Here is a 25,088-nt window from a genome sequence, read left to right on the forward strand (position 1 = left end):
TGCATCCCGTTTGAGGAATGCAAAGTCATGGATTACCACTGTTCGATATCCGGTCGATCCTTGAACGTCGACTTTGTCCCGTGGCGTTCGTTCAAGACGACTTCGACGTCCGTAAACGAAACACCCCGATCAGCAAGCAACACCGTCAGATGATACAGCAAATCCGCTGTCTCTTCCGCGAGGGTATCGTCGCCTGCAAGAACGACTTCAAAGGCCTCTTCGCCAAACTTCTTGGCGATTTTTTCCCGCCCGGCTTTAACCAGGTAGTTCGTATAGGACGCCTCATCTTGTGACGCGATTTTTTCTTTTACCGTGCGTTCAAGTTCATGTAGCATGCGGCACCTCCACTTCTGTATAGAAACAGGTCCGGTTGCCGGTATGGCACGTCGGTCCGTTCGCTTTGACAGTGATCAACAGACTGTCCTGATCGCAGTCGATCCACATACGGCGTAGTTCAAGCGTATGTCCGCTCGTCTCGCCCTTCGTCCAAAGCCGGTTTTTCGTCCGCGAGAAAAACGTGACGAGTCCGGTCGCAAGCGTCTTGTCGTAAGCCGCCTGATCCATAAAGCCGACCATCAAAACATCGTTTGTCATCTCATCTAAAATCACGGCTGCGACAAGTCCCTTCGAAAAATTCAATTCGATCATCGGACGTCGACTCCTCTCGCCTTCAAGTAGTCTTTTGTCTCCGGCATCGTATAGGTCGCTTCGTGGAAAATCGATGCTGCCAGTGCCGCATCGGCTCCCGCTTCGAGACCTTCCGCCAAGTGTTCGAGTGTCCCGACCCCACCGGAGGCGATCAACGGCACATTGACGACTTCGCGTAAACGTTGAATCAATTCCAGATCGTAGCCGTCTTTTGTTCCGTCTGCATCCATCGACGTGACGAGCAGTTCACCGGCTCCAAGCGATACGGCTTCCTTCGCCCATTCGATCGCATCCCGTCCGACGGCTTGTGTGCCGCCGTGCGAGAAGACGCCCCATGAGTCCCCTGTCCGTTTAGCATCAATCGCGACAACCGTCGCCTGAACACCGAACAGGCGGCTGATGTCCTGAATCAGTTGCGGGTTCTGTAACGCCGACGAATTGAGGGAGACTTTATCGGCACCGGCACGGATCAATCGTTTCGCGTCTTCGAGCGTCTTGATCCCGCCGCCGACCGTAAACGGCATGTAGATGACTTCCGCCACCCGCTCGACGATATCGAGCATCGTGTCGCGGCCTTCTTGCGTCGCCGAGATATCGAGTAAGACCAGCTCATCGGCTCCTTGTTCGTAATAGTACTTGGCGACGGCGACCGGATCGCCGAGATCACGCAGATTTTGAAACTTCACGCCTTTGACGACGCGTCCCTCCTTGACGTCAAGACAGGGAATGATCCGTTTCATCAACATACGCGCAGCACCTCTTTCAACGATAACGATCCGTCGAGTAAGGCGCGGCCGATGACGGCACCGTCCATCCCGATTTCTTTTAAGCGGGCGACGTCTTCGACAGTCGTCACACCACCGGACGCAATCAGTTCAACGCCGTCCCGTTTCAAACGGTCGAGTCCGTCGACATCCGGTCCCTGCATCATTCCGTCGCGGGAGATGTCCGTGTATAAAAACGTCTTAATGCCTTTTTGAATCAAGTGTTCGATCGCCCGTTCGAGCGTCCAGTCACTCGCTTCGAGCCAGCCGCGCGTCTGGACGATGCCGTTTTTGGCGTCGAGCGCGACAGCCAACTTGTCACCGGCTTTCTCAATCATCTGTTCGAGCAACGCTTCGTCTTCGAGCGCGACCGTCCCGATCAGAATCCGGTCAATCCCGGCGCCGACGTAGGCTTCGACCGTTTCGATGTTGCGGACGCCACCGCCGGCTTCAACAAACAAACCGGTTTCTTTTTTAATGTCGGCGATCAGGCTCAAGTGTAACGGTTCACCGGCTTTTGCCCCATCAAGATCAATCAGGTGAATCGCTGTCGCGCCGTCTTCTTTAAACCGTTTGGCGATCGTCAACGCATCACCGAAAAACGTCTGTTGTTGAAAATCCCCTTGTTTGAGGCGGACGGCCTGTCCGCTCATTAAATCGATTGCTGGGTAGAGTTGCATGTCGTCTCTCTCCATTCCTTAAGTAATTTCAATCCGACTTCGCCACTCTTTTCCGGGTGGAACTGCATCCCTGTCACCAGGTCCTTTTGGACGATGGCCGGAACGAGTCGTCCGTACTCGACCGAGTCGACGATCCAGTCCGGATCACAGACCGCGCCGTACGAGTGGACGAAATAAACCGCTTCGCCGTGATTCTTCAATTGATGCCAGCCCATGTGCGGCAAGCGGACGTCACTCGGTAACTTTTCGACTGTTCCCGGTAAAATACCAAGCCCTTGTGTCTGTCCGTCTTCATCACTTGACTCAAACAACAGTTGCATGCCGAGACAAATCCCGAGGAACGGTTTTTTCTTCGCTTGTTCCTGTAAGAACTCAATCAATCCCGTCTCTTCTAACCTGGCCATTGCCGGCGCATAGGCCCCGACCCCCGGTAAAACGAGCGCTTCCGCCTGTCCAAGTAACTCCAGGTCACTTGTGACGATGACGGCTTCCCCGAGCTCTTTTAACGCCCGTTCGATGTTCGCGATATTGCCGACACCATAATCTACGATTGCGATCATTAGTCAATCAGTCCTTTCGTTGACGGAACACCGTCTCCGGTCACGGCAACAGCCTGACGGACAGCACGACCGAGCGCTTTAAACAATCCTTCAATCATGTGGTGGGTATTTGATCCGTACAGGACTTGGGCATGAATCGTCATCCGCGCACTGCGGGACAAGCCTTGGAAAAACTCTTCCGCCAGTTCCGTATCAAAATCACCGAGCTTCGGATTTTTAAATTCGGCGAGGAAGACCGTATACGGACGACCGCTGAAGTCGAGAACGACCGAGGCAAGGGTCTCATCCATCGGCACACGTGATTCGCCGTACCGTTCGATGCCGGCTTTGTCGCCTAACGCTTCCGTCAAGGCTGCTCCGAGGACGATGGCCGTATCTTCAACCGTATGGTGGGCATCGATCCAGAGATCCCCCTTCGCTTGAATCTCAAGACCAATCCGTGCCTGGAAGGCAAACAGTGTCAACATGTGATCGAAGAAGCCGACGCCTGTCTTAATTTCAACCGGTCCGCCACTGAGGTCGACCGCCACCTTGATTTCTGATTCTGAGCTTACTCGTTCGCTTGTCCCACGACGCATTGCAGTTCCTCCTCTACACATTTCTCTAAGATTTCCATCGCTTCAATCGAGCCGCAACTGACGCGGAAAGCTCCGTCAAACAAACGGATTCGCAGTCCGGCTTTGGCACACCGTTCGGTAAAGCGTTCCGCTTGGTCGTATTCGACGTAGAAGAAATTCGCCGCACTCGGATACGTTCGGCCGAGCGGTTCGACTAGACGGGCAATCGTGTCCCGGCTCGTAAACGTTTCTTCTAAGACAAGATCAAGTTCCGGTTCCGCCATGATGGCAATCCCGACCGCAGCCGAGAGACCGGAGACGTTATACGGTGATTTGATCGATTCGACCTCGGCGACGACCTGTTCACTGGCAATCAGGAAGCCGAGTCGCAGCGATGCAAGACCAAATGCTTTCGACAACGTCCGGAGAATGATCGCGTTCGGATATTCGTCAAGCAGACCGACCATCGATTGTTCGAGAGCGAAATCGATATAAGCTTCGTCAATTACGACATATTTTCCACTGTCGAGCAGACGGCGGACATCCGCCTCTTTCCGCAAGATACCTGACGGATTGTGCGGGTGACTGAGGAAGATGATATTCCCCGGTGCTGCAAGCAGTCCGTCGACATCGAGCGCCATTCCGTCAAGAAGTGGTACTTTACTGAAATCAGCCCGTGCGCGGTCGGCATAAAACTGATACATGACGAAGTCCGGTTGTGACGCAATGACGGGGGACTCCGGTCCGGCGTAACGGGCACAGAGATAACCAATCAGTTCGTCGGAGCCGTTCCCGGCCACGAGTTGCGTCGGGCGGACACCAGCGTATGCGCTGTAAGATGCTTTGGCTTGGTCGATAACCTCGACCGGATATTCATTGATCGGAAACGTCTCGACAAGTTGTTTAATGGCCTCGATTCCCGTCCGGCTGTGCGCCGTGAATCGTTCATTTTGGTGTAATCGCATCAGTTCTCCCTCACTTCTATCGCTTGTGCGTGTGCTTCAAGTCCTTCGACCCGGGCGACCGTTTTCGCGGCATTTGCCAGTCGGGCGACCCCTTCCCGCGTCGCTTGGAGCATCGTCTGGTGACGTAAGAACGTTCGTGCCGATAAGCCGGATGCAAAACGTGCTGTCCCCGACGTCGGTAAGACGTGGTTCGTCCCGGCGACATAATCCCCGAGTGTTTCCGGTGTTTCGTGTCCGAGGAAAATCATCCCGGCGTGACGGATCAACTTGACGACCTCTTGCGGGTTCGCGACAGCAAGCTCCAAGTGTTCGGCAGCCAAACGGTTGGCTTCGGCAATCGCATCATCAAGTGAAGCAACGAAAACCCCGCCATTTTCCATCGCCCGGCGTGCAATCTCCTGACGTGGCAGTTGTTGCAGCCGGCGTTCGATGTTCGCATCGACGTCCGCTTTCATCGCTTCCGTCGGGACGAAGGCGATCGCGACGGCATCCCGGTCATGTTCTGCTTGAGCAAGTAAATCAGCGGCAATCCGGTCTGGATGCGCCGTCTCATCAGCGATGACGACGACTTCTGACGGTCCGGCGACCGAGTCGATCCCGACGATGCCGTAGACTTGGCGTTTTGCTTCGGCCACAAACCGGTTACCCGGTCCGACGATTAAATCAACCGCCTGGATTGATTCTGTTCCGAACGTCAAGGCAGCGACGGCCTGCGCGCCGCCGATCGTATAAATTTCTGTCACACCGGCGATTTTCGCCGCAACCAACACTTCCGTGCTGAGTCCGGTGACCGGCGTCACCATGACGACCCGCTCGACACCCGCGACTTTAGCCGGAATTGCGTTCATCAGGACAGTTGACGGATAACTGGCGGCTCCGCCCGGAACATAAATCCCGACCGAGTCAACCGGAACAAACCGTTGGCGACGGGTGACGTCCGCTTCGACAAGCTCGATGTCGGACGGCAGTTCCTGTTCGTGCCACTCGACAAGTCGAGTCGCCATCAGTTTTAACGAGTCGACCAGATTTGGATCAGCTTGATCAAACGCTTCCTGGATTTTTGTTTCATCCAAGCGGAAGTCCGTCAAATCCACGCGGTCAAATTCACTTGTATATCGACGAACGGCTGCATCGCCGTCGTTTGCCACTTGTTCCAGAATCGACCGGACAGCTTGCTCCGTCTCGCGGTCGACACTGAAGTTTTTTGTCGTTGCCATTACCGTGTCACTCCTTCTGTCAGCTGTTCGAGTAATTGAATCACTTCGACGCGTTTGCGTTTCAGCGTCCATTCGCTTGTAAAGAACCGGGCATTGATATCGATGATTTTTTCATATTCGTTCAGTCCGTTCGCCCGGAGTGTTTCACCGGTTTCGACGATATCGACGATTGCGTCGGCGAGTCCGAGTAACGGTGCCAGCTCCACCGAACCATTCAGCGGCACGATATCGACGTCGACACCAAGTTCACTGAAGTACCGTTTCGCGATGACCGGATATTTGGTCGCAATCCGGACGCGGCGTCCGCCTTCAAACTGTAACGGCTGTTTCGCACAGACCGACATCCGGCAAACCCCGAACGGCAACTCCGCCAGTTCCGATAATTCCTGATCGGATTCGACGAGAATGTCACTGCCGGTGATCGCGACGTCCAGCACACCTTGGGCGACGTACGGAATTAAATCCGAACCTTTCATGAAGACGAATTCGTGTTCCCCGCGTTTGACGATCAATTCACGTTCAATCGCTCCCCACGTTTCGACGCCCGCTTCTTTTAAATACCGTTCCGTTGCTTTCGACAACCGGCCTTTCGTAATTCCAATCCGCATTTAGAGCACCTCCGCGAGTCGTTCGACGGAAAATCCGATTCCGAACGCTTGTTGTTCTTGTCCAAATTGTTCGTACAGGCGGTCGTAACGTCCCCCGACGATGACCGGTTCTGTAACGCCTTCGATGAATCCGTGAATTGTCACACCGTCATAATACGTCTGTAAACCCATCTGTCCGAAGTCGAGATCGGCATTGACGGCGTCTGCTAAATCGATGACGGCATTTAAGCGGGTTCCGTCGACATAAGGCAGGATCTGTTCTGCCCCTTCCCGGCCAAACAGGAGCGGGAGTTTCGCGAGCAAGGCATCATCGAGTTCACTTGCAATCCGTTTCAGTTCAATGACGTTCCGTAACCGTAACCTCTGTGTGACTTGATCCCGCAGATGGTGGTCGCCGACCCGCGTTTCAATCAGGTGTTCAATCAAACCGGCGTCACCGATCGACAACGTCACTTCTTTCCCCGTCAACTCTTCAACGAGTCGGACGGCAAGCTGGATCGCTTCGACTTCCGCGACGACACCGCGTTCTTCAAAACCAACCTGAAACTTCTCTTCCGGCTGGAAGACCGATCCGCTGTAAAAGACGCGTTTATATTGTTCGCGGCCCCGCTCACTGAGCGCCCGCGCGACACTTGTCGTAAAATCCATCCGAATTTGTTCCCGGCCACCGACTTCTTCAATTAAAGGGGTGATTAATCGGGTATAGTTAGATTGTTCGAGTCCATCCTCGAGTTGACGGATGACACGTTGCAGGCGTTCAGCTGATGGCCCGACGTAGTCCGTTGCCCCGTCTTTGAGTCGAATCGTAGAAAATGATTGCATATATCGCCACTCCTTTATCTTGTTATCACTGTACCACGCTAAATTATTTAACGATAAGATACCTTTTTTGTGGTTTGATTGTCAATCCTTTTGCCTGCTTTCGTACCGAAAAAAAACATATTGGAGGTTTTGTCATGCAATTGATTAAATGGGACGGTCATGTCCACAGCCCGTATTGTCCGCACGGAACAAAGGATCCACTTGAAGCGTATATCGAACGTGCCCTGTCACAAGGACTCGAACGGATCAGCTTCACCGAGCACGCCCCGCTTCCGGAAGGTCTTAACGATCCGGCACCCGACAACGATTCCGGGATGTCGTTTGCGACAGCCGAACGCTACATTGAAGAGTTAAAAACATTACGCGACACATATAAAAATGACATCGACATCCGGATTGGGATGGAGTTTGATTACTGGGAAAACGATGTTGACGGCACACGCGATATCATTGCCCGCTATGGTCCCGAGCTGACGGACGGCATCCTGTCGCTCCATTATCTTTGGATCGAGGACCAGTATTACATGGTCGACTTCAGCAAAGAAAGTTTCGGTGAGATCGTCACGGCGACCGGAAGTGTCACGGCGGCCCACGAGCGCTATTATGAAGGCATCCAGGCGCTTGTCATGACGAACCTCGGCACGCATCAACCAAAACGCCTCGGTCACCTGACGTTGCCGACGAAGTTCATTCAAGCCTATCCGCTCGAGCAGACGCCGGCGAACTTGGATGAGACGGTCCGGAAAATCCGCCAGGCCGACTTTACACTCGATCTCAATACGGCAGGCCTGCGGAAACCGTTATGCGGTCTTTCCTATCCTTACCCGGAACTCCTGCAACTCACGCAGTCTTTAGGGATTCCGCTCGTTTACGGATCAGATGCGCATTTGGCGAAAGACGTCGGGGCTGATTTTGATTTCAAATGGTAAACAAATAACTGTATAAAAAAAAGAATCGCTCGCTTTTCGCTTACTCTGTCGAGAGTTGCGTGAAACGGCGATTTTTTATGTTCAACAATAAAAAAAGACCAGCAAACGTGTCACACACGTCTACCGGTCTTATGATTTTTTTCTATTCTAAATTAGCATGTTTGCCGTACATTGTTTTTGAATCAAGTTGTTTCGCCGCCATGATGTGAAGAATCAATGCGTCGTAGAACAGCAACATCGTTTGTTCAAACAATGATCCCATCGGCTGAACCGTTTCATCCGCTGTAGCTGTCCGTTCTTTCGGCACTCCCGGCAGCTTGACGGTTAAGTCTGCTAACTTCGCCAGTGTCGATGTCGGCTCAATCGTGACGACCGCGACGGTTCCGCCGATCTGTTTCGCTTTCTCGACAATCGGGACGAGTGTTTTTGTCTCACCGGATCCTGATCCGATGATCAACAAATCCCCTTCGCGCAAGTTCGCTGTGACCGTTTCACCGACGACGTACGCATCGAAGTTCATGTGCATCAGACGCATGACAAACGCTTTGCCCATCAAGCCGGAGCGACCGGCTCCAGCGAGAAAAATCCGGTCTGCCTTCAGAACGGCTTCCGCGAGTTGCGTCGTCTCGGCTTGATCAATCGCTTCGACCGTCGACGTCAGCTCTTGTAAAATCGTTTGAATATGTGTCATTTACGCCTCTTGCAGCATCCGACGCATCGTTGACGCTGTTCCTTGTTTGTCGTCTTGTCCGGTAATCCCACCACCGACGATGATGAGGTCTGGGCGTGCTGCGATGACTTCTGGTAATGTCTCCATCTTGATGCCGCCCGCAACTGCTGTTTTAGCGTTTTTAACAACTGACTTGATTGTCGCGAGATCTTCGAACGAGTTTTGACCGACGGCTTGAAGATCGTAACCTGTGTGGACACAGATGTAGTCAACACCAAGTTCATCAAGCTCTTTCGCACGTGTCGCGATATCTTTGACAGCGATCATATCCACCAAAATCTTCTTGCCTGATTTTTTCGCTTCTTCAACCGCACCTTGGATCGACATATCTTCGGCTGCTCCAAGAATCGTCACGATATCGGCACCGTGTGCGACAGCTTGGCTGACTTCATAGCCGGCAGCATCCATGATTTTTAAGTCGGCGAGAACCGTTAAGTTCGGGAATGCCGCTTTCATTTCTTTAACGGCGCGAAGCCCTTCGTTGATGACGACCGGTGTCCCGATCTCAACGATATCCAAGTTTTCTTCACCAATTTCTTTGACTAAAGCGATGGCACCTGCTGTATCGACTAAATCGATTGCTAATTGTAATTTCATAATTGATCTCTCCCATTCTTCTCTCTAATTATGGATCCTGGCACTTCCTTCTGACGTTCGTGAAGGAACATGACTAAATATAATCCTCATAGACGAACTTGGGAAGTACGCACTTTTAATTTACATAGTGCGATTTTTCATACATAGTGCGGAAAAGTATACTGTCGATGACAAGAGAGCTATACTGAAAAAGGAGGTGGATTGATGCCACATTTTGAAGACCGGCAGTTTAACTGTGAAAAGGAATTGACCCTATCAATCATCGGGGGGAAATGGAAGATGCTGATTCTTTGGCACCTCGGTAAAGAAGGCACCAAACGCTTCGGAGAGCTGAAAAGTCTGATGCCCGGCATTACGCAACGGATGCTCGTTAATCAGTTACGGGAGCTGGAAGATCACCATATCATCCACCGGGAAGTGTATCCGGTTGTTCCGCCGAAGGTCGAATATTCATTGACGCCACATGGCTACAGCCTGATGCCGATTTTGGACGCGATGTACGACTGGGGCAAGGATTACGCCAAAAATGTCCTCGAAGTCGAGTTCGAACAAACAAAATTATCGCAATAAAAAAGATGCTCGTCTGTCCCGTCTCAATCTGAGAGGAGGCAACCGAGCATCTTTTTTAGATTTCTTCTGTTGTAAAAATCTTCGACATCGCCAGTTCGTCGACGTACTCGCCGTCAATGAACAGCGAGGCAATTCGTGTGCCTTCGATGTTAAAACCAAACTTATGATAAAGCTCGATTGCCCGCAGGTTATCTTTCCGGACTGTCAGTTCCAGCCGGACGAGTCCCGCTTCAACGGCAAAGGCATCGACTGCTTCGAGTAATCCGGCACCGAGCCCTCGACCGGTATAGGCATCGAGCAAGCCGATCACAAGGTTCGCCCGGTGACGGATTCGGCTTGGTTTGCCACCGACGACCAACACATAACCGACAAGTTGCTCATCGACATCGACGACGAAAATATCCGAGTTCGCGGCCTGACCAAATCGTTCGATGAACGCTTCCGCCTGTTCCGTCGACATGCTGCGTTCTTCCGGTTCGTACAACATATATTTCGTTTCCCGATCAATTCGTCGCATCAAGTCCGATAAGGCCTTTCCGTCCATCAAGGTGGCACGTCGTATCATAGATTTCAGCTCCGTTTCATATATTTCATTTCAATATAGCCGATATTAAACTGATAATGCATTTTTTAGTTACATTGTCATAATTGTATGAGGCTATTCATTAATTGCTTTTTAACAAAAATGATGAAAGCTTTACACAAATTCTAAGCCGCGCATTTCAAGAAAAATACTTTCTGCTAAAATTATAAAGATAGTAATGTTGAAATAAAATTAATACAACATAAATTATTTATCTTTCAAAAAGCATTTTTTTCAATTATACATTTTTTAGCATAGGTTAATATTAAAAAAATGGTAATATAAATTTTAAAAGGAGGTAACATACAATGAACACTCAGATTTATTTAGATCGCTTTGAAATCGAAGGATTAAATAACGATAAAAACATATCCTTAACCTTTGATGAAAATATTAGAATATTGTTAGGTGAAAATGGCACAGGTAAAACCACAATTCTAACTATTCTTTATTATGTCTTATCAAGAAAGTTTTATAATTTATACAATATTGATTTTTCAAAGATAAACATAAAATTATCTACAAACGAAACTATTACTTTACATAAAGAATGGTTTTCTTTGGATGGCAATGAAAACGCATACAGGTATTATCAAATGTTAGAAGAAGAACTAAATGACCAAGAACTAGAATACGCATTAGAAATTGTTTATGGAAATAGAACTTTTGAAAATTTCCGTTCACTTTTTAGAGAATCAATAGATAGAAAACGCGTTTCTTTTATTCGTTTACGAAGATATATTCAAGAATTAAAAACTATTTTAAGAGATAATGGAACATATCAATATAGTGAAGATATTTTAGAAGTTGAAAAAAAACTTAAAGAAGTATTTAGTGATGAAATTTTATATTTTCCTACCTACAGAAGAATTGAAGATGATTTATCAAAATTAGGACTTTCTCTTAATGATGAAAATGATAATTTGTCTAACAAATACGGTGTAATAAATTTTGGTATGAACGACGTTCAAGAAGTTTTTGATAAAATTAAAACAGATATAAAAGATGAATCTTTGATTAGTTACTCCAATGTGACTGGAAATATGATTAAACATTTAATATATCCTGATCAGAAACAAAATCTTATTAATTTTGATGATACTATTTTCGAAAACAGAGAATTGCTTAAAATCTCATTAGAGCGATTTGGTAATGATTTAAAAGAAGAGGATAAAAAATATATTTTTAACTTAGTAAAAAATAAAAGTATATTTAATAGAGAATACAGTTTATTGAATTTCTATTTAAAAAATTTAATTAAAAGTTATATGAAGTATAAAAAAAGAGATGATTCAATTAAAGAATTTATTAATATCTGTACAAAATATCTAGTTAACAAAAAAGTACATTTCAACGAAAGAAATGGTGAAATCTCTATATTTAACCAAAAAAACAATCTAAAAATTGAGTTAAATCAATTATCTTCTGGTGAAAAACAAATTGTATCAATTTTAGCACAAGTATTTTTAAACTTTAAAGATAATTTTATTATTCTATTTGATGAACCAGAGCTTTCTCTTTCATTAGAATGGCAAGAAATGCTACTACCAGATATTATTGATTCAGGAAGATGCTCGTTACTTTTTGCCGTAACACATTCTCCATTCATCTTCGACAATAATTTAGATAGTTATGCAAAGGGAATCGAATTTTTTATTGAGGAGATTAATGCTTAATGGAAAACAGATTGAGTAGAGACGAATATATGAGAAGAAAAAGAGATAAAGGAATCGTCATTTTCCATAAATTCGTTTTAAAATATAAGCCAAAACAAAGAAAACCATATTGTTTCGTTGAAGGTGAAGATAGTAAATATTATTTACCAAGAGTATCGATAGTATGTAAATCCGATCCAGAGTTTATTAGATGTGATGGCAAACAAGGAGTTTTAGAAGCTTTTAGAGAAATTCAGAAACATAAAGAATATGAAAACAGTTCTTTGCTATTCTTTGTAGATAGCGATTTTGATGATTCTATTAATAGTGATCTTATATATGAGACCCCTTGCTATTCAATAGAAAATTTATATACTTCTGCTACTGTATTTGAAAAAATTTTAAGTAGTGAATTTAATATTAATGATACAGAAGAAGATTACAGAGATGCATTGCAAATATTTATTAATCGACAAAATGAATTTCACGAAGCAATAACTGCGTTAAATGCATGGATATTTAGTTATAAAAAACACATGGAGAGAACCGGTGAAATTATAAAGCTCCATCTAAAAAATTTATCTTTAAAAAGTCATTTAGTAGATATTGATTTAGATAATGTGAACGGTAAATATAACTTACGTGATGTAGAGAGCCTACTTGGCGTTCCAAATATTATCCCTGAGCAAGACTTTAATTCGAATTTTGAGAACCTGAAATGTTGCCCGCACAAAGCAAAAATTTTTAGAGGGAAATTTGAACTAGAATTTTTAAAGATACTCTTGAATAAATTAATAGAAGATAGAAATAAAAAAAATGATCGGAAAGTTTTTCGAAATAAAGGTAAAATTAGTCTCACGCTTAATGACAATATTTTAACCTCACTATCTATTTATGCAGAATCTCCCGAAGATTTATATGAATATATTGAAAAGCAGTGGAAGAAATCTATAGCGCTAGCGATTTAAATATCATAATAAAAAAGTGTCACACTAGTTTAAGTGTGACACTTTTTTGAAATCCACTGATTTCGTCGTATGGAGACGGTGGGAGTCGAACCCACGTCCGAAGGCATCGTATACTTAAGCTTCTACGTGTGTAGTCAATTTATTGGGATCTCGTCGTCAGGCTGCCAATTGACAGGCGTCCGTCCGACCAGTCTGATTCCATCTCTTCTCTTTCCCTCCAGACGGAAGGGTCCAAGCGTAGCCTGTTTAAAGTGAGACCCTAGAAATCAGCCGACCAGGCGACGGCTGCTAGGATCCGTAGTAGCTATTAAGCTGCTGCGAGTTGTGTGTTAGTTTTGCCAGTTATGGCTGATGCGTTTTAACGAGGCCGACCCCTCGACACGCCACAGAAGACCGAACTACCCCCGTCGAATCCGTAACGTCCCCAAGATATAAAATTGGGGCTTTCCGAATACTATTATAATAGCAGAAAAGTGTTACGGGTTCAATACTTTTGCTTGTCGCGTAATGCGCGGTCGATATCGCGCTTCGCATCCTTCTTCTTCAGATCGTCACGTTTGTCGAATTTCTTCTTCCCGCGTCCGAGTCCGATCAGACATTTCGCGTAGCCGTTCTTGATGTAGACCTTCAACGGCACGATCGTGTAACCGTCGCGCGAGACCGATCCCATCAAGGTCGCGATCTGTTTTTTGTGCAACAACAGTTTCCGCGGACGGAGCTGTTCGTGGTTGTACCGGTTCCCTTGTTCGAAGTGGGCGATGTTCGAGTTCCAGAGAATCGCTTCCCCGCCGTCGAAGCGGACGAACGCGTCGCCGATACTGATTTTTCCTTTACGGACCGATTTGATTTCGGTTCCCGTCAAGACGAGACCCGCTTCGATCGTATCTTCAATCGCATAATCAAACGACGCCCGTTTGTTGTTGGCTAATACTTTTGAACTTGTACCTTTTGGCATCTCTCTTCCACCACATTTCTAAACAGAAGCGCTTATTTGCGCTTCCGTTTTTTATTCGAGACCGCTTTATGGAACGGCGGTTTATCCTTCTTGTCCTTCAGCGCGAACCCTTTGCCTTTCGACTGGTCCTTCGGCTTACTCGGACGCTTCGACTTCCCGCGACGGTCGTCTTTCTTGTCGTCGCGTTTTTGTCCCGGACGACCGCCCGTTGAACGGATCGTCTTCGACTCAAAGCGTTTTTTCGGTTGGCGTTCCGGCATCCCGACGACTGCAAAGTCGATCGTCTTCTCATCGATGTTGACACCGGTGACTTTAATCTCGACGACGTCGCCGATCCGGAACTGTTGTTTCGTCCGTTCACCCATCAATTGATAGTTCGCTTCATCATAGCGGTAGAAGTCATCCGTCATCGCCTGGATGTGGACAAGTCCTTCAATCGTGTTCGGTAACTCAACGAACATCCCGAAGTTCGTTACGCCACTGACGACCCCTTCAAACGTTTCGCCGATGTGTTGTTCCATATACTCGGCTTTCTTCAGTGCATTCGTTTCGCGTTCCGCGTCGACGGCACGACGTTCGCGTTTTGAAGCGTGATCGGCGATCTCCGGCAAGATGGCAGCGTAACGGTCCTGTGTCTTTTGCGATTTATCATTAAAGATGATGTACTCGCGCAGGAGACGGTGAACCATCAAGTCCGGATACCGGCGGATCGGTGACGTGAAGTGCGTGTAGAAATCGGTCGACAGACCAAAGTGACCAATCGGTTCGACGTCATATTTCGCTTGTTGGAGCGACCGTAACATGACCGTACTGACAACCGCTTCTTCCGGTTCGCCTTCCACGGCGTTCAGGATCGATTGCAATGTCTTCGGTGCGACCGACTCACCTTTGCGTTCAACGTTGATGCCGAAGTTGGCGATGAACTTGAAGAACGTATCGAGACGTTCCGCTTTCGGCTCATCGTGAATCCGGTACATGAACGGCAGTTTTTGGTGCTGGACGTGCTCCGCCACCGTTTCGTTCGCTGCGAGCATAAACTCTTCAATCAGTTTTTCAGCAACGGACCGTTCGCGTAAGATGATTTCGCTTGTCTTGCCTTCTTCGTTGACGAGGACTTTCGCTTCCGGGAAGTCGAAGTTGATCGCACCACGACGCGCACGGCGTTCGCGAAGGATCGCAGCCAGTTCCGCCATCTGATCGAAGTTCGCGACGAGATCGTGATATTTCGCAACCACTTCTTCGTCTTCCCGTTCGATGATTTTACGGACATCGGTATATGTCATCCGTTCCACCGTCTTGATGACACTCTGTAAAATCTCATGGTTGACGACAACCCCGTTTTGATCGATTTCCATGATACAGCTCAGCGTCAAACGATCAACGTGCGGGTTGAGTGAACAGATCCCGTTTGACAGACGGTGTGGAATCATCGGAATGACCCGGTCCACGAGATAGACACTCGTTCCGCGTTCGCGTGCTTCTTCGTCGAGCGGTGAATCTTCCTTGACGTAATGTGAGACGTCGGCGATGTGAACACCGAGCTCGTAGTTACCGTTCGCAAGTTTCTTGACGTGAACGGCGTCATCCAAGTCTTTTGCGTCCGCGCCGTCAATCGTGACCGTCACTTCGTTGCGTAAATCGACGCGGCCGACAAGGTCCTTCTCGTCGATTTGATCGGGAATGTTATTCGCTTCCGCAATCGCTGCGTCCGAGAAGTCGACATTGATGCCGTGCTTGTGGACAATCGACAGGATATCGACACCCGGATCGTTTTTATGGCCGATGATCTGCAGGACTTTGGCAGTTCCCGCGTAACGGCCGTCCGGATACTTCGTGATTCGTGCGAGGACTTTATGGCCGTCGACGGCACCAAGCGTATCTTCGTTGGCGACGACCGGTAAGAACGTCAGCTTCGAATCATCCGGCTCGATGTAGGCAATCGACTCAATCCGTCCTTTTGGACTGACGAACGTTCCGACGAAATCAGCCGGTCCGCGTGAGAGAATCTTCAGCAGCTTTCCTTCACGGCGGTCTCCGCCGTTTGATTCGGCGAACACTTTGACGAGGACACGGTCCCCGTTGTAGACATTGCCGAGTTCCGGTGCCGGCAGGAAGATATCGCCTGCAGAACCGTCCTCCGGTGAAACGAATCCGAATCCACGTTGGTGGACCGAGATTTTCCCGGCGACTTGTCCGATTTGCGCCAGTGTCCCGTATTTGTTCGAACGGGTCCGCGCGATGAGTGCTTCATCTTCCAGCTCATTTAATGTCCGGATCAGTTCCTTGAACTGTGCCGTATCTGTTAATTCCAGTTTTTTCGTTAATTGATCAATCGACAACGGACGTTCTTCCGCCGCGATGACCTCTAGTATTCGTTCACGTAATTCCAACGTGACACCTCCAATTAGTGGCTCCAGTTCAAGCCGTCCAGAAATTCATGGATATCTTGGTGGAGCGTTTCTTTTTCTTTGTCGAGCGTAATGACATGACCTGAGTTCTCATACCAGATCAAATCTTTTTGTAAGGCACTGACACCGTCGTGAATGATGTTCGCTGAATCGGTGTTGATCATGTGATCATTGCGGGCCTGGATGACAAGCGTCGGTGCGTAGACATCTTCGAGTGAATCGCGTGTGTCTTTCAGCAAAGCCTGTAAATCCTTTAAGGTCGGCATCGGTTCGAACACTGCCATCTCCTGCTCGATTTCTTCCGCCGATTTTCCTTCTCGCTTCTTAAATTCTCTTGCATACTCCGTGACTCCTGCATACATGACCTCTTCACTTTTGATGTAGGCCGGCGCACACATCGGAATGACCGCTTTGACCGGACGGTGCATCGAAAGTCGAAGTGACATGACTCCACCGAGCGACAGTCCGCAGACAGCAATCTCGTCATATCCTTTGGCCTTTAATTCTTCATAGCCGTCGAGAACATCTTGCCACCAGTCGGCTGGCCCGGTCTTCGTCAGCTCTTCGGGTGGGGCAGCGTGCCCCTTATATTGTGGTGCGAGTGAAGTATATCCGTGTTTTTGCAAGTAACGTCCGAGCATCCGGACATCGGCGCTTGATCCAGTAAAGCCGTGTAACAACAGAACAGCCCGGTTGCCGCCTTCAAAAAAGAATGGTTTTGGTAATGTGATTTTCATAAAATGATTCCCCCTCTAACTCTATACCCCAAAATGAAAATTTAGAAATCGAGAAATACGAAAAAACGACAGCGCGATCGGACGGCTGTCGTTTCAGTACTCACTTATAAAAAGCGACGAGTAACGCCAAGATAAAGAATAATGCCCCTAAGATAGACGCTACACGGTTTAGGACCGCATCCAAGCCACGGGCTTTTTGGCGACCAAATAATTGTTCTGCTCCACCTGTCAGTGCTCCGAGTCCAGCCGTACGGCCCGACATCAAGAGAACGACGATGATGAGAAGAACGGAAACGACGATGAGGCCGACAAGAGCCACGTTATGAATGATCATCGATGATCCTCCTTCAGTAATATACGCTTCTTTCATTATAGAGAAAAACAACTACGGGAACAAGGTATAGATTCATGAAGTTCATCTTACCTTCAAAAAAACACCAGCCGGCTGACAAAATCAGACCGGCTGGCAGTGATGCTTATTGTTTGATGAGATCAAGTTCGACCGGAATGTTCTTGTCGACTTTCTCGCCTTTTAAGTGTTTGATGGCTGTATCGATACCCATTTTACCGATTTCTGCCGGTTTTTGAGCAACGGTTCCTGCCATTTTACCGTCTTTGACTGCTTTGACTGCATCGTCTGTTGCGTCAAATCCGATGACTTTGACATCTTCCATGCCGGCTGCTTTCAACGCTTCGACCGCACCGAGTGCCATTTCATCGTTGTGTGCGAAGACGGCTTTGATGTCTTTGTTGTTTTGAAGAATGTTTTCCATGACCGAAAGACCTTTCGCCCGGTCAAAGTTTGCCGATTGTTTCGCAACAACGTCAAGTTTACCGTCGACTGCTGAATGGAACCCTTCACCGCGGTCACGAGTTGCAGAAGCACCCGGAATTCCTTCAAGTTCAACGACTTTCGCTTTGTCCCCGACGAGTTCGATCATGTATTCACCGGCTTGTTTTCCGCCTGCGACGTTATCCGACGCGATGTGTGCGATGACGTCACCGGCTTCTGCGTTACGGTCAACCGTGATGACCGGGATGTCGGCATCGTTTGCTGTCTGAACCGCTGCCCCGACTGCTGCTGAATCTGTTGGGTTGATCAGGATGAGATCGACTTTTTTCTGAATCATATCTTCGATGTCACTGGCTTGTTTCGCCGCATCATCTTGTGCATCTGCGACTTGGAGTGTTGCGCCTTGTGCTTTTGCTTCTTTTTCCGCGCCGTCTTTCAGTGAAACGAAGAACGGGTTGTTAAGTGTCGAAATCGACAGACCGATCTTAAAGTCTTTTGTTTTCTTTTCCTTTTCCGTGTCACTGCCCGGTTGTTCCGTCGAACAAGCCGCTGCGAAGACCATTAACGCCATCATGACAAGTGCGAGCAATTTTTTCATATCAATATCCTCCTTTTGGATGGTAAATCACGTAGTTTGTTTCCGGTCCGCGAGTACGGCGAACAGGATGACGAGCCCTTTGACGACAAGCTGGAAGAACGACGACACACCAAGCAGGTTGAGTCCGTTGTTGAGTGTCCCGATGATCAAGGCGCCGATTAATGTTCCGACAATCCAACCGCGTCCACCCGATAAGCTCGTTCCGCCGAGTACGACGGCTGCGATGGCATCAAGCTCATACGATGTTCCGGCCGTCGGTTGCGCCGAGTTCAGACGCGACGTCAGGATGATGCCGGCGAGTGCTGCCATTAAACCGGACAGCGCGTAAATCATAATCTTCACTTTGTTGACTTGAATCCCCATCAGTTTTGCTGCTTCTTCGTTACCGCCGATGGCATACGTATAACGCCCGAACGTCGTTTTCTTCAGGATGAAGTAAAGGACTGCAAAGGCGATCAACATCGTGACGACCGGTACCGGGAAGATCCAGAAGTAGCCGCGTCCGAATAATTCGAACCAGCCACCCTGGCTGAGTCCCGTAATCGGCTTCCCGTCCGTGTAGACGAGTGTCAGACCACGGAAGATTGTCATCGTCGCGAGCGTCGCGATGAACGGTGCGACTTTCCCGAGTGAGATGACCATTCCGTTTAACGCGCCCATGATCGCGCCGACGATCAAACCGGCGAGGACAGCAAGAATCGCGGACGTTCCGTCGGTCATCAGACCGGCGACGAACGCGGATGACAAGGCGAGAATCGAGCCGACCGACAAATCAATTCCACCCGTCAGGATGACGAACGTCATTCCGAAGGCAATCAAGGCGTTGATTGAAACTTGGCGTAAGATGTTAAATAAGTTATTAAGCGTTAAAAAGTCCGGTTCCATGATCGAAACGACGAGAATGATGGCGAACAGTCCGGCGAGCGGACCAAGCTTTTGACCAATCCCGAGTCGTCTCGGTTTCTTTTCTGTCAGTTTCCCTTGCATCAATTCCATGTCATTGTCCTCCTGTCGCAAGCGTCATGATACTCTCTTGCGTTGCCTCTTCTTGATTGAGCATGCCGCTCATTTGTCCTTCGCGCATTACATAGACGCGGTCACTCATGCCAAGAATTTCCGGCAGATCCGAGCTGATCATGATGATCGCGACACCCGTTGCGGCGAGTTCATTCATAATCATATAAATCTCTTTTTTCGCCCCGACGTCGACACCGCGTGTCGGTTCGTCGAGAATCAGGACATCCGGTTTCGTTCCGAGCCATTTCGCGAGGACCACCTTTTGCTGGTTCCCGCCGGACAACGACTTCGCCGGTTGATCCATCGAACTGTGCCGGACAGATAACGACTTGAGATATCCTTCGGCGAACTGCCGCTCCGATTGATCGGAGATGACACCGGACTTCGATAACGACCGGATTGTCGGCAAGGAGATGTTTTCCCGGAGTGAAAAATCGAGGAACAATCCTTCGCCCTTTCGGTCTTCCGTTAAGAAACTGAGTCCCTGTTTGATCGCATCGTGCGGTGATTTGATTTTGACGACGTTACCGTTTAAGCTGATCGTCCCTGCTTTCATCCGGTCGACCCCGAACAAGCCGCGCATGACTTCTGTCCGTCCTGCCCCCATCAAGCCGGAAAAGCCGACGATTTCCCCGGCCCGGACCGAGAACGAGACATCTTCAAACCGTTTGCCGGTTGCCCCGGTGACTTCGAGGACCGTCTGACCGAGTGTCACTTGACGCTCCGGATAGCGTTCGCCCATCTCGCGTCCGACCATTTCGCGGACGATCTGTTCAAACGAAGTGTCGGCAATCCGGTGGGTCGAGACAGAGACACCGTCCCGTAAGACCGTGATCCGGTCACACAGTTCGAAGATTTCTTCCATTCGGTGTGAGATATAGACGATCGAGACTCCTTGACCCCGCAATGCCGTTGCGACACTGAACAAGGCGCGGATTTCACGCTCTGTCAAAGCAGCCGTCGGTTCATCCATGATGATGACCTTCGCGTCCGTCATCAACGCTTTTGCGATCTCAATCATCTGCTGTTGTCCGACCGATAACGTCCGGGCGAGCTGATTGACGTCCATGAAGACGTTCAGCTCCGCTAGCTCCCGTTCAGCGAGCCGTTTCATTTCCGCTTGCTTCAAAACACCGAAACGGGATTTCAGTTCCCGTCCGAGAAACAGATTTTCCGTGACCGTTAAATCCGGCAGAATGTTCAGTTCCTGATGAATGAAGGCAATCCCCGCTTCTTCCGCCAGTTTCGGATTTTTATACTGCTGTTCGACTCCGTCAATTTGAATCGTTCCTTGATCGGCTTTATGAACACCGGTCAGAATTTTCATCAAAGTCGATTTTCCGGCACCGTTTTCTCCCATCAAGGCATGAATCTCACCGGTCGCGAGGGTGAAGTCGACTCCCTTCAAGACGGGAACGGGACCAAACGCTTTTGTGATACCTGTCATCTCAATTTGCATCGTGCTTCCCCCTTAAAAAATGACGCCGGCGTGTAAGATGACGTTCGCATACGGTGTCGCTTCACCCGTCCGGATGATGACTTTCGCCTGCTTCGTCAATTCCTTGAATGCTTCGTGCGAGACATAGTCTTGCGGTACGTCGAGTTTCGTCACGGCCTCGAGTGCAACCGGATTAGCTGCTTTGATTTCTGTCGCCAGTGTCACCTGTTCAACGGCCATATCGTCGGCAACGATCCGGACGACATCGACGAACGATGGTGTTCCGAGTTCAAGTGCCAAATCAATCCGTGCTACACCGGCCGGAATCGGCAGACCGCAGTCAGCAATGACGATCGTATCGGTATGACCAAGATCAGCTAAGACTTTACTGATCTGACTGTTTAAAATACCATGTCGTTTCATGCTTCAACCTCCATCTGTTCACGTGTCGGCATCCCGCCTTGTGCGCCAAGCGCGCGGACGGACATACCGGCTGCTTTATTGGCAAAGCGAATCGCTTCCGTTAAGGTTGCCCCGTCCCTCAGACTGACTGCGAGTGCACCGTTGAACGTATCACCGGCACCTGTCGTATCGACGACGTCCGTCTTGATCGCAGGAACCGTCACGATGGCCTCGCCGTCATAAAAGCGGGCACCCCGGCTGCCTTCCGTCACAATCAATTTATTCGGGTATTGCGTCAACCAATGTTCGAGTGGTTGCTGTTGTCCGAAAATCAAACCACATTCATGTTCATTTGGAGTCAAATACGTCACGTCTGCAAGTAACTCGTCGTCAAGGACGATGGCTGGCGCCGGATTCAAGACAACGGGAATCCCGTGGGTCTTGCCGTAACGCGCCACCTGTTTGACGGTCGCGAGCGGAATTTCGAGCTGTAACAAAATCATGTCTGCCTGACCAAGCAGGCTGTCGAGTTGATTCTCGTCATAGACAACCGCTAAGTTCGCCGACTGGACGACGACAATCGAGTTGTCACCCTCTGCGAGCGTGATGTGGGCCGTTCCGGTCCGTTCCTTCGCAATCGTCTGCAGATGGGTCGTCCCGACGTGCTCCGTCTCGAAGTTTTGACGGATTGCCACGCCGTTCGCATCGTCGCCAATACAGCCGACCATTTCGACGTGACCGCCGAGCCGGGCAATCGCAACCGCTTGGTTCGCCCCCTTGCCTCCCGGTACCGTATGGAAAGCGGATCCGATAACCGTTTCGCCTGCTGACGGACGACGATCGCTTTCGACGACTAAGTCCATCGAGATACTTCCGACTACACTGATTTGTTTCATAACTGTTCATCCTTCCGCTTCGTTGTTTCCCGTTCAATGACTTCGACCATCAGTTCGTGATGGACGGCTGCAATCTCGTTTCCTTCAATCCGTTGAATCAGTAATTTTGCCGCCAGCTCGCCCATCTGATAAATCGGTTGGGCAATCGTTGTCAGGGGCGGCGAAATCATCTGTCCGAGTTCAATCCCGTCATAGCCGATGATTTGCAACTGTTCCGGAATCGCGATTCCCCGCTCCGCTGCGACCTGGATCGTCGCTGCTGCAATGACATCGTTTGCTGCAAAAATCCCGTTACAGTCGTAATGGTCAAATAAGTAGTTGGCTGCTCCGAGCGCCCCCTGAAAATGAAACGGCGACTCGATACTTGCGACCAGATGTTTCCCGGCGATTTCTTCAAATCCGTCACGCCGCTTTCGGATCGTTGGTAACTTCGAAGGACCGCTGATGACGACCAGTTCGGTTGCCCCGTGATCGAGCAGAAACTGAGCGGCTTTTTTTCCGCCGTCATGCCCGTTTGAGGTCACTGTCGGAATCGCTCCCTGTAACACACGGTCCAGGGCGACGATCGGTACTTCGAGTTTTTCATAGTTCGGATTGTTCGAATAGTTGGTCGTGATGATCAATCCGTCAACATGCATCGCTTCGAGTGACTGAATATATTCTTGTTCTTTCTGAAACTGTTCATCCGTGTTACACAAAATCACCTGAAATCCGTGCTGATGTGCCATATCTTCCACAGCCCGTGCGAGTTGCGGGAAAAAAGGATTGGTGATGTCCGGGACAATCAGACCAATCAGACCAGATCGTTTTTGGAACAACGACCGGGCGACCCGGTTCGGTCGATAATCGAGCTGCTTAATCGCTTGCAGGACTGCTGTTCTTGCTTTTTCGCTGACATATCCCTTCTCATTCATGACACGTGAGACGGTCGCAACGGAGACATTTGCCACTTTCGCTACTTCCCGGATGGTCGACATGTTCGCCACCTCTTTCTTTTGATAACGCTTACAATATGTATCATATTGTGTAACCGGTTACACATCAATCCTTTTTGCTAAAATATATTTTATTTATTTTTTGAGACAGACGAAAAAGTCCGATCAAACGTGTTACGACAACGTTTGTCCGGACTTCTTCAATGATTGGGATGGCGTTTTTGATACAACCGTCGAAACAAGGCGACGAGAAATGCTAAAATCGCAAGCGGCTCCAGTAAGTAAATCAACAGGAACGTAATGTCGATGACCGCATCTTCCGGGTTATACCGCAGAATATAGATGGCTCCCGGTAGGAGCGCAATCAGACCCGTGATGCCGAGGACCGTTCCGAGAATCATGCTTTGACGTGAAAAACGACTCGTAATCTGATACAGACCGATAAAGAAAATCAATTCCGTAAAATAAATGATCCGTAGTTGAATCTCGTCGATCGCGGGGTCCAGACCCAAAAATAAATAACGAAACAGCATATTCATCCCCCCTACCTCTTTCTGTACCCGGTTATTGAATCCGTTAATGCACCGATTCCAGTTTGTCTGCATATCCTATCTGACTTTAGGGAATAGCTTGATAGTAACAGCTACTTAAAGAAAGTTGGGGGTCCGACCGATGAAAGAAGAACATTCGATGAAGGTCGTCAGTTGCTTAAACGACTTTTTTCAACGCAACGAACAACCACTTCAGGTCGACTTACTACGCGGTCTTCCTCCAGTCGTCTTATTGTTAAAAGATGAAGCCAAACGTTTCTTCGCAGCGGAAGCGAATTTGCACGATGAATTACTCAGCGACATCAAACGTCTCGTCCAGGAGTGTCTCGATCCACAGACATTACGTGAACTTGATATCGATGTCGACTTACCCGAGTTCTTCGTCACGCGTGCTCCACTCTATTCTGCTCATCATTATCTCGTTACGTTTATCGAGGATTGATTTCAAGGAGGATAATTCCATTTTGATACTACGGGATTCGACGTTTAGTCGGGTCTCGTTTTTTTGTGTCTATAAAAAACATGCATTCGCTCGCTTTTCTAGGGCGGAACGCGAACCGCGGATTTCTTTCAGATCTCCGGGTCTCGCCTGTTCCTGACGGAAGCGTTGCTTCCTTCTCTCTTAGAAGTCGAGCGATGAATTTTTTTCTAGCACCTGTTATCACGCGTTTCACGCGACTTCTGCAGGAAAAAGCGCAAGGCTGCGCTGTCAGATCTTGTTTGAGGAAACCACATGAGACGCTTCAACGTTGGATTAAGAAATCTCGTTATTAATGTGCAATAGGTTTTATCATATAGGAAATAATGTTAATGTTAAATTTGAAAAAAGAGGAAGTAATTTGGATAATAACAAATATCATAAAAAACTTGTTATCGTTCGATTAGTAGCGACGTCACTGATACTTCTGTCTTTAACATTACCGCACTTTGAATTAATGGACCATAGCACAACTCCATTCGTTATCCTTATAACACTTTTTTTGTTTTACGTTATTGAAAATAAATATGAAGAAAAGCGTAAATGAATAAGTTTGTACAGAATTTTTTTGTTAAAAATAGTTCATTTATGAATGTTGAAAATATTTTGAGGTATCAAATTTATTTTCCCTCTTTATTTTATTTGGACTAAATATAAAATAATACTTCAAAGAGCGAGCAAAAAGTGGCTCTTCTCGATTAAGAGAAAAACCACTATTTTGTCTTCAGTCTGACGATTCCAACATATATCGGAATCTAATTGAGCACTTAATTTTCAACTTCAAGAATAGCTTCGATTTCTGCCTCGACTTCTTTATTCACCATCTGCGAACGTTTTTTTCTTAATTCAAGATCCATTTCCTGATCAATGAACTCGTTCGTATGCTTATCAAAGCAGCTGTAGCAGATCGGGTAAAAGTCTTTTTCTTCTGTCTTCAACGAATTAAATTCCCACGTGTTCAGTTCCAAATAACTGACTTGGTTCTTCGTTTCTTTTCCGCATATTTCACACGTCATTTTTTAGTGCT

The 25,088-nt window shown here is 48.2% G+C and carries 28 protein-coding genes, 1 other RNA gene and 1 pseudogene; 5 read left to right on the forward strand and 25 right to left on the reverse strand.

The window, feature by feature from the left end; all coding sequences use genetic code 11:
- Positions 1 to 32: 32 nt before the first annotated feature.
- The 9 genes and pseudogenes from hisIE to KNP91_RS07980 all read right to left on the reverse strand — a co-directional run bounded on the left by hisIE (position 33) and on the right by KNP91_RS07980 (position 6,821).
- A pseudogene (gene hisIE / locus KNP91_RS15905) lies at positions 33 to 648 on the reverse strand (bifunctional phosphoribosyl-AMP cyclohydrolase/phosphoribosyl-ATP diphosphatase HisIE).
- The gene (hisF, locus tag KNP91_RS07945; protein ID WP_026827613.1) at positions 645 to 1,394 is read right to left on the reverse strand and encodes an imidazole glycerol phosphate synthase subunit HisF; all 750 of its coding nucleotides are present in this window, start codon (positions 1,392 to 1,394) and stop codon (positions 645 to 647) included. The pseudogene hisIE and the gene hisF overlap by 4 nt, the downstream one beginning before the upstream one ends.
- Complete coding sequence (hisA, locus tag KNP91_RS07950) at positions 1,388 to 2,092, reverse strand: 1-(5-phosphoribosyl)-5-[(5-phosphoribosylamino)methylideneamino]imidazole-4-carboxamide isomerase (protein ID WP_214849502.1); 705 nt, start codon at positions 2,090 to 2,092, stop codon at positions 1,388 to 1,390. Before hisA ends, hisF begins: the two co-directional genes overlap by 7 nt.
- Positions 2,065 to 2,652: an imidazole glycerol phosphate synthase subunit HisH gene (gene hisH, locus KNP91_RS07955; protein ID WP_214849504.1), complete on the reverse strand. Its 588-nt coding sequence runs from the start codon at positions 2,650 to 2,652 to the stop codon at positions 2,065 to 2,067. The genes hisA and hisH overlap by 28 nt, the downstream gene beginning before the upstream one ends.
- On the reverse strand, positions 2,652 to 3,230 hold the full coding sequence (gene hisB / locus KNP91_RS07960) for an imidazoleglycerol-phosphate dehydratase HisB (protein ID WP_214849506.1): 579 nt from the start codon (positions 3,228 to 3,230) through the stop codon (positions 2,652 to 2,654). The genes hisH and hisB overlap by 1 nt, the downstream gene beginning before the upstream one ends.
- Entirely contained in the window at positions 3,203 to 4,174 is a 972-nt protein-coding gene (locus tag KNP91_RS07965; protein WP_214849507.1) for a pyridoxal phosphate-dependent aminotransferase, read from the reverse strand. The genes hisB and KNP91_RS07965 overlap by 28 nt, the downstream gene beginning before the upstream one ends.
- On the reverse strand, positions 4,174 to 5,391 hold the full coding sequence (gene hisD, locus KNP91_RS07970) for a histidinol dehydrogenase (protein WP_214849508.1): 1,218 nt from the start codon (positions 5,389 to 5,391) through the stop codon (positions 4,174 to 4,176). The genes KNP91_RS07965 and hisD overlap by 1 nt, the downstream gene beginning before the upstream one ends.
- Entirely contained in the window at positions 5,391 to 5,999 is a 609-nt protein-coding gene (gene hisG, locus KNP91_RS07975) for an ATP phosphoribosyltransferase (protein ID WP_214849509.1), read from the reverse strand. Before hisG ends, hisD begins: the two co-directional genes overlap by 1 nt.
- Positions 6,000 to 6,821, reverse strand: a complete 822-nt coding sequence (locus KNP91_RS07980) for an ATP phosphoribosyltransferase regulatory subunit (RefSeq protein WP_214849510.1) — start codon at positions 6,819 to 6,821, stop codon at positions 6,000 to 6,002. It abuts the gene before it with no gap.
- Positions 6,822 to 6,955: 134 nt separating this feature from the next.
- Between KNP91_RS07980 and hisJ the strand changes: the two genes are divergently transcribed.
- A complete protein-coding gene (hisJ, locus tag KNP91_RS07985; protein ID WP_214849512.1) occupies positions 6,956 to 7,750 on the forward strand; it encodes a histidinol-phosphatase HisJ in 795 nt (264 codons plus the stop codon).
- Positions 7,751 to 7,892: 142 nt separating this feature from the next.
- On the opposite strand, the gene hxlB is transcribed toward hisJ, so the two are convergent.
- Entirely contained in the window at positions 7,893 to 8,441 is a 549-nt protein-coding gene (gene hxlB / locus KNP91_RS07990) for a 6-phospho-3-hexuloisomerase (protein ID WP_028105789.1), read from the reverse strand.
- Positions 8,442 to 9,077, reverse strand: a complete 636-nt coding sequence (gene hxlA / locus KNP91_RS07995) for a 3-hexulose-6-phosphate synthase (protein ID WP_026827605.1) — start codon at positions 9,075 to 9,077, stop codon at positions 8,442 to 8,444. It abuts the gene before it with no gap.
- 204 nt (positions 9,078 to 9,281) lie between these two features.
- On the opposite strand from hxlA, the gene KNP91_RS08000 reads away from it, so the two are divergent.
- Entirely contained in the window at positions 9,282 to 9,647 is a 366-nt protein-coding gene (locus KNP91_RS08000; protein ID WP_147510502.1) for a winged helix-turn-helix transcriptional regulator, read from the forward strand.
- Between the two features lie 55 nt (positions 9,648 to 9,702).
- Here KNP91_RS08000 and KNP91_RS08005 read toward each other — a convergent pair whose 3' ends face one another.
- Positions 9,703 to 10,212, reverse strand: a complete 510-nt coding sequence (locus tag KNP91_RS08005; RefSeq protein ID WP_119923372.1) for a GNAT family N-acetyltransferase — start codon at positions 10,210 to 10,212, stop codon at positions 9,703 to 9,705.
- A gap of 326 nt (positions 10,213 to 10,538) precedes the next feature.
- Between KNP91_RS08005 and KNP91_RS08010 the strand changes: the two genes are divergently transcribed.
- Both KNP91_RS08010 and KNP91_RS08015 read left to right on the forward strand, forming a co-directional pair.
- On the forward strand, positions 10,539 to 11,906 hold the full coding sequence (locus KNP91_RS08010) for an AAA family ATPase (protein WP_214849514.1): 1,368 nt from the start codon (positions 10,539 to 10,541) through the stop codon (positions 11,904 to 11,906).
- Positions 11,906 to 12,853, forward strand: coding sequence for a DUF4435 domain-containing protein (locus KNP91_RS08015; RefSeq protein ID WP_214849517.1), 948 nt, complete (start codon positions 11,906 to 11,908; stop codon positions 12,851 to 12,853). Before KNP91_RS08010 ends, KNP91_RS08015 begins: the two co-directional genes overlap by 1 nt.
- Before the next feature lie 67 nt (positions 12,854 to 12,920).
- Here the strand turns inward: KNP91_RS08015 and ssrA are convergent.
- From ssrA to KNP91_RS08075, 12 genes are all read right to left on the reverse strand, one after another.
- Positions 12,921 to 13,279, reverse strand: a transfer-messenger RNA (tmRNA) gene (ssrA, locus tag KNP91_RS08020).
- Between the two features lie 58 nt (positions 13,280 to 13,337).
- Positions 13,338 to 13,808, reverse strand: coding sequence for an SsrA-binding protein SmpB (gene smpB, locus KNP91_RS08025; RefSeq protein WP_088837732.1), 471 nt, complete (start codon positions 13,806 to 13,808; stop codon positions 13,338 to 13,340).
- Positions 13,809 to 13,840: 32 nt separating this feature from the next.
- Complete coding sequence (rnr, locus tag KNP91_RS08030; protein ID WP_214849519.1) at positions 13,841 to 16,198, reverse strand: ribonuclease R; 2,358 nt, start codon at positions 16,196 to 16,198, stop codon at positions 13,841 to 13,843.
- A gap of 14 nt (positions 16,199 to 16,212) precedes the next feature.
- Positions 16,213 to 16,953 carry an alpha/beta hydrolase gene (locus tag KNP91_RS08035; RefSeq protein ID WP_214766212.1) on the reverse strand — a complete coding sequence of 247 codons (741 nt, stop codon included), beginning with the start codon at positions 16,951 to 16,953 and terminating at the stop codon, positions 16,213 to 16,215.
- A gap of 100 nt (positions 16,954 to 17,053) precedes the next feature.
- The gene (gene secG, locus KNP91_RS08040) at positions 17,054 to 17,287 is read right to left on the reverse strand and encodes a preprotein translocase subunit SecG (RefSeq protein WP_012371248.1); all 234 of its coding nucleotides are present in this window, start codon (positions 17,285 to 17,287) and stop codon (positions 17,054 to 17,056) included.
- Positions 17,288 to 17,429: 142 nt separating this feature from the next.
- A complete protein-coding gene (gene rbsB / locus KNP91_RS08045) occupies positions 17,430 to 18,344 on the reverse strand; it encodes a ribose ABC transporter substrate-binding protein RbsB (RefSeq protein ID WP_214849520.1) in 915 nt (304 codons plus the stop codon).
- A 27-nt stretch (positions 18,345 to 18,371) separates the two neighbouring features.
- On the reverse strand, positions 18,372 to 19,340 hold the full coding sequence (gene rbsC, locus KNP91_RS08050) for a ribose ABC transporter permease (protein ID WP_012371250.1): 969 nt from the start codon (positions 19,338 to 19,340) through the stop codon (positions 18,372 to 18,374).
- Position 19,341: 1 nt separating this feature from the next.
- Positions 19,342 to 20,820 carry a sugar ABC transporter ATP-binding protein gene (locus KNP91_RS08055; RefSeq protein ID WP_214849521.1) on the reverse strand — a complete coding sequence of 493 codons (1,479 nt, stop codon included), beginning with the start codon at positions 20,818 to 20,820 and terminating at the stop codon, positions 19,342 to 19,344.
- A 12-nt stretch (positions 20,821 to 20,832) separates the two neighbouring features.
- Positions 20,833 to 21,222, reverse strand: coding sequence for a D-ribose pyranase (gene rbsD, locus KNP91_RS08060; RefSeq protein ID WP_214849522.1), 390 nt, complete (start codon positions 21,220 to 21,222; stop codon positions 20,833 to 20,835).
- Positions 21,219 to 22,097: a ribokinase gene (gene rbsK, locus KNP91_RS08065; protein WP_214849523.1), complete on the reverse strand. Its 879-nt coding sequence runs from the start codon at positions 22,095 to 22,097 to the stop codon at positions 21,219 to 21,221. The genes rbsD and rbsK overlap by 4 nt, the downstream gene beginning before the upstream one ends.
- Positions 22,094 to 23,074: a LacI family DNA-binding transcriptional regulator gene (locus KNP91_RS08070; protein ID WP_188004657.1), complete on the reverse strand. Its 981-nt coding sequence runs from the start codon at positions 23,072 to 23,074 to the stop codon at positions 22,094 to 22,096. Before KNP91_RS08070 ends, rbsK begins: the two co-directional genes overlap by 4 nt.
- Before the next feature lie 158 nt (positions 23,075 to 23,232).
- Complete coding sequence (locus KNP91_RS08075; RefSeq protein ID WP_214849524.1) at positions 23,233 to 23,565, reverse strand: hypothetical protein; 333 nt, start codon at positions 23,563 to 23,565, stop codon at positions 23,233 to 23,235.
- 139 nt (positions 23,566 to 23,704) lie between these two features.
- Between KNP91_RS08075 and KNP91_RS08080 the strand changes: the two genes are divergently transcribed.
- A complete protein-coding gene (locus KNP91_RS08080) occupies positions 23,705 to 24,025 on the forward strand; it encodes a hypothetical protein (RefSeq protein ID WP_214766226.1) in 321 nt (106 codons plus the stop codon).
- 803 nt (positions 24,026 to 24,828) lie between these two features.
- Here the strand turns inward: KNP91_RS08080 and KNP91_RS08085 are convergent.
- Positions 24,829 to 25,077 (reverse strand): hypothetical protein, encoded by a 249-nt coding sequence (locus tag KNP91_RS08085; protein WP_214765746.1) that lies wholly within the window; start codon positions 25,075 to 25,077, stop codon positions 24,829 to 24,831.
- Positions 25,078 to 25,088: the final 11 nt, after the last annotated feature.

The sequence above is a fragment of the Exiguobacterium sp. s138 genome, assembly GCF_018618775.1.
In the GTDB taxonomy this organism is placed as follows: Bacteria; Bacillota; Bacilli; order Exiguobacteriales; family Exiguobacteriaceae; genus Exiguobacterium_A; species Exiguobacterium_A artemiae.

Excerpts from the sequence above, each read along its gene's own strand:
- KNP91_RS08005 (WP_119923372.1), bottom strand. The coding sequence starts at position 10,212 with ATGATACGACGTGCCACCTTGATGGACGGAAAGGCCTTATCGGACTTG.
- hisB (WP_214849506.1), bottom strand. The coding sequence starts at position 3,230 with ATGCGTCGTGGGACAAGCGAACGAGTAAGCTCAGAATCAGAAATCAAG.
- KNP91_RS08010 (WP_214849514.1), top strand. The coding sequence starts at position 10,539 with ATGAACACTCAGATTTATTTAGATCGCTTTGAAATCGAAGGATTAAAT.
- rbsC (WP_012371250.1), bottom strand. The coding sequence starts at position 19,340 with ATGGAATTGATGCAAGGGAAACTGACAGAAAAGAAACCGAGACGACTC.
- hisG (WP_214849509.1), bottom strand. The coding sequence starts at position 5,999 with ATGCGGATTGGAATTACGAAAGGCCGGTTGTCGAAAGCAACGGAACGG.
- KNP91_RS08085 (WP_214765746.1), bottom strand. The coding sequence starts at position 25,077 with ATGACGTGTGAAATATGCGGAAAAGAAACGAAGAACCAAGTCAGTTAT.
- hxlB (WP_028105789.1), bottom strand. The coding sequence starts at position 8,441 with ATGACACATATTCAAACGATTTTACAAGAGCTGACGTCGACGGTCGAA.
- rbsB (WP_214849520.1), bottom strand. The coding sequence starts at position 18,344 with ATGAAAAAATTGCTCGCACTTGTCATGATGGCGTTAATGGTCTTCGCA.
- KNP91_RS08000 (WP_147510502.1), top strand. The coding sequence starts at position 9,282 with ATGCCACATTTTGAAGACCGGCAGTTTAACTGTGAAAAGGAATTGACC.
- hisH (WP_214849504.1), bottom strand. The coding sequence starts at position 2,652 with ATGATCGCAATCGTAGATTATGGTGTCGGCAATATCGCGAACATCGAA.
- KNP91_RS07980 (WP_214849510.1), bottom strand. The coding sequence starts at position 6,821 with ATGCAATCATTTTCTACGATTCGACTCAAAGACGGGGCAACGGACTAC.
- hisF (WP_026827613.1), bottom strand. The coding sequence starts at position 1,394 with ATGTTGATGAAACGGATCATTCCCTGTCTTGACGTCAAGGAGGGACGC.
- hxlA (WP_026827605.1), bottom strand. The coding sequence starts at position 9,077 with ATGAAATTACAATTAGCAATCGATTTAGTCGATACAGCAGGTGCCATC.
- KNP91_RS08070 (WP_188004657.1), bottom strand. The coding sequence starts at position 23,074 with ATGTCGACCATCCGGGAAGTAGCGAAAGTGGCAAATGTCTCCGTTGCG.
- KNP91_RS08080 (WP_214766226.1), top strand. The coding sequence starts at position 23,705 with ATGAAAGAAGAACATTCGATGAAGGTCGTCAGTTGCTTAAACGACTTT.
- KNP91_RS08075 (WP_214849524.1), bottom strand. The coding sequence starts at position 23,565 with ATGCTGTTTCGTTATTTATTTTTGGGTCTGGACCCCGCGATCGACGAG.
- hisJ (WP_214849512.1), top strand. The coding sequence starts at position 6,956 with ATGCAATTGATTAAATGGGACGGTCATGTCCACAGCCCGTATTGTCCG.
- smpB (WP_088837732.1), bottom strand. The coding sequence starts at position 13,808 with ATGCCAAAAGGTACAAGTTCAAAAGTATTAGCCAACAACAAACGGGCG.
- KNP91_RS07965 (WP_214849507.1), bottom strand. The coding sequence starts at position 4,174 with ATGCGATTACACCAAAATGAACGATTCACGGCGCACAGCCGGACGGGA.
- KNP91_RS08015 (WP_214849517.1), top strand. The coding sequence starts at position 11,906 with ATGGAAAACAGATTGAGTAGAGACGAATATATGAGAAGAAAAAGAGAT.
- KNP91_RS08035 (WP_214766212.1), bottom strand. The coding sequence starts at position 16,953 with ATGAAAATCACATTACCAAAACCATTCTTTTTTGAAGGCGGCAACCGG.
- KNP91_RS08055 (WP_214849521.1), bottom strand. The coding sequence starts at position 20,820 with ATGCAAATTGAGATGACAGGTATCACAAAAGCGTTTGGTCCCGTTCCC.
- rbsD (WP_214849522.1), bottom strand. The coding sequence starts at position 21,222 with ATGAAACGACATGGTATTTTAAACAGTCAGATCAGTAAAGTCTTAGCT.
- secG (WP_012371248.1), bottom strand. The coding sequence starts at position 17,287 with ATGATCATTCATAACGTGGCTCTTGTCGGCCTCATCGTCGTTTCCGTT.
- rbsK (WP_214849523.1), bottom strand. The coding sequence starts at position 22,097 with ATGAAACAAATCAGTGTAGTCGGAAGTATCTCGATGGACTTAGTCGTC.
- hisD (WP_214849508.1), bottom strand. The coding sequence starts at position 5,391 with ATGGCAACGACAAAAAACTTCAGTGTCGACCGCGAGACGGAGCAAGCT.
- hisA (WP_214849502.1), bottom strand. The coding sequence starts at position 2,092 with ATGCAACTCTACCCAGCAATCGATTTAATGAGCGGACAGGCCGTCCGC.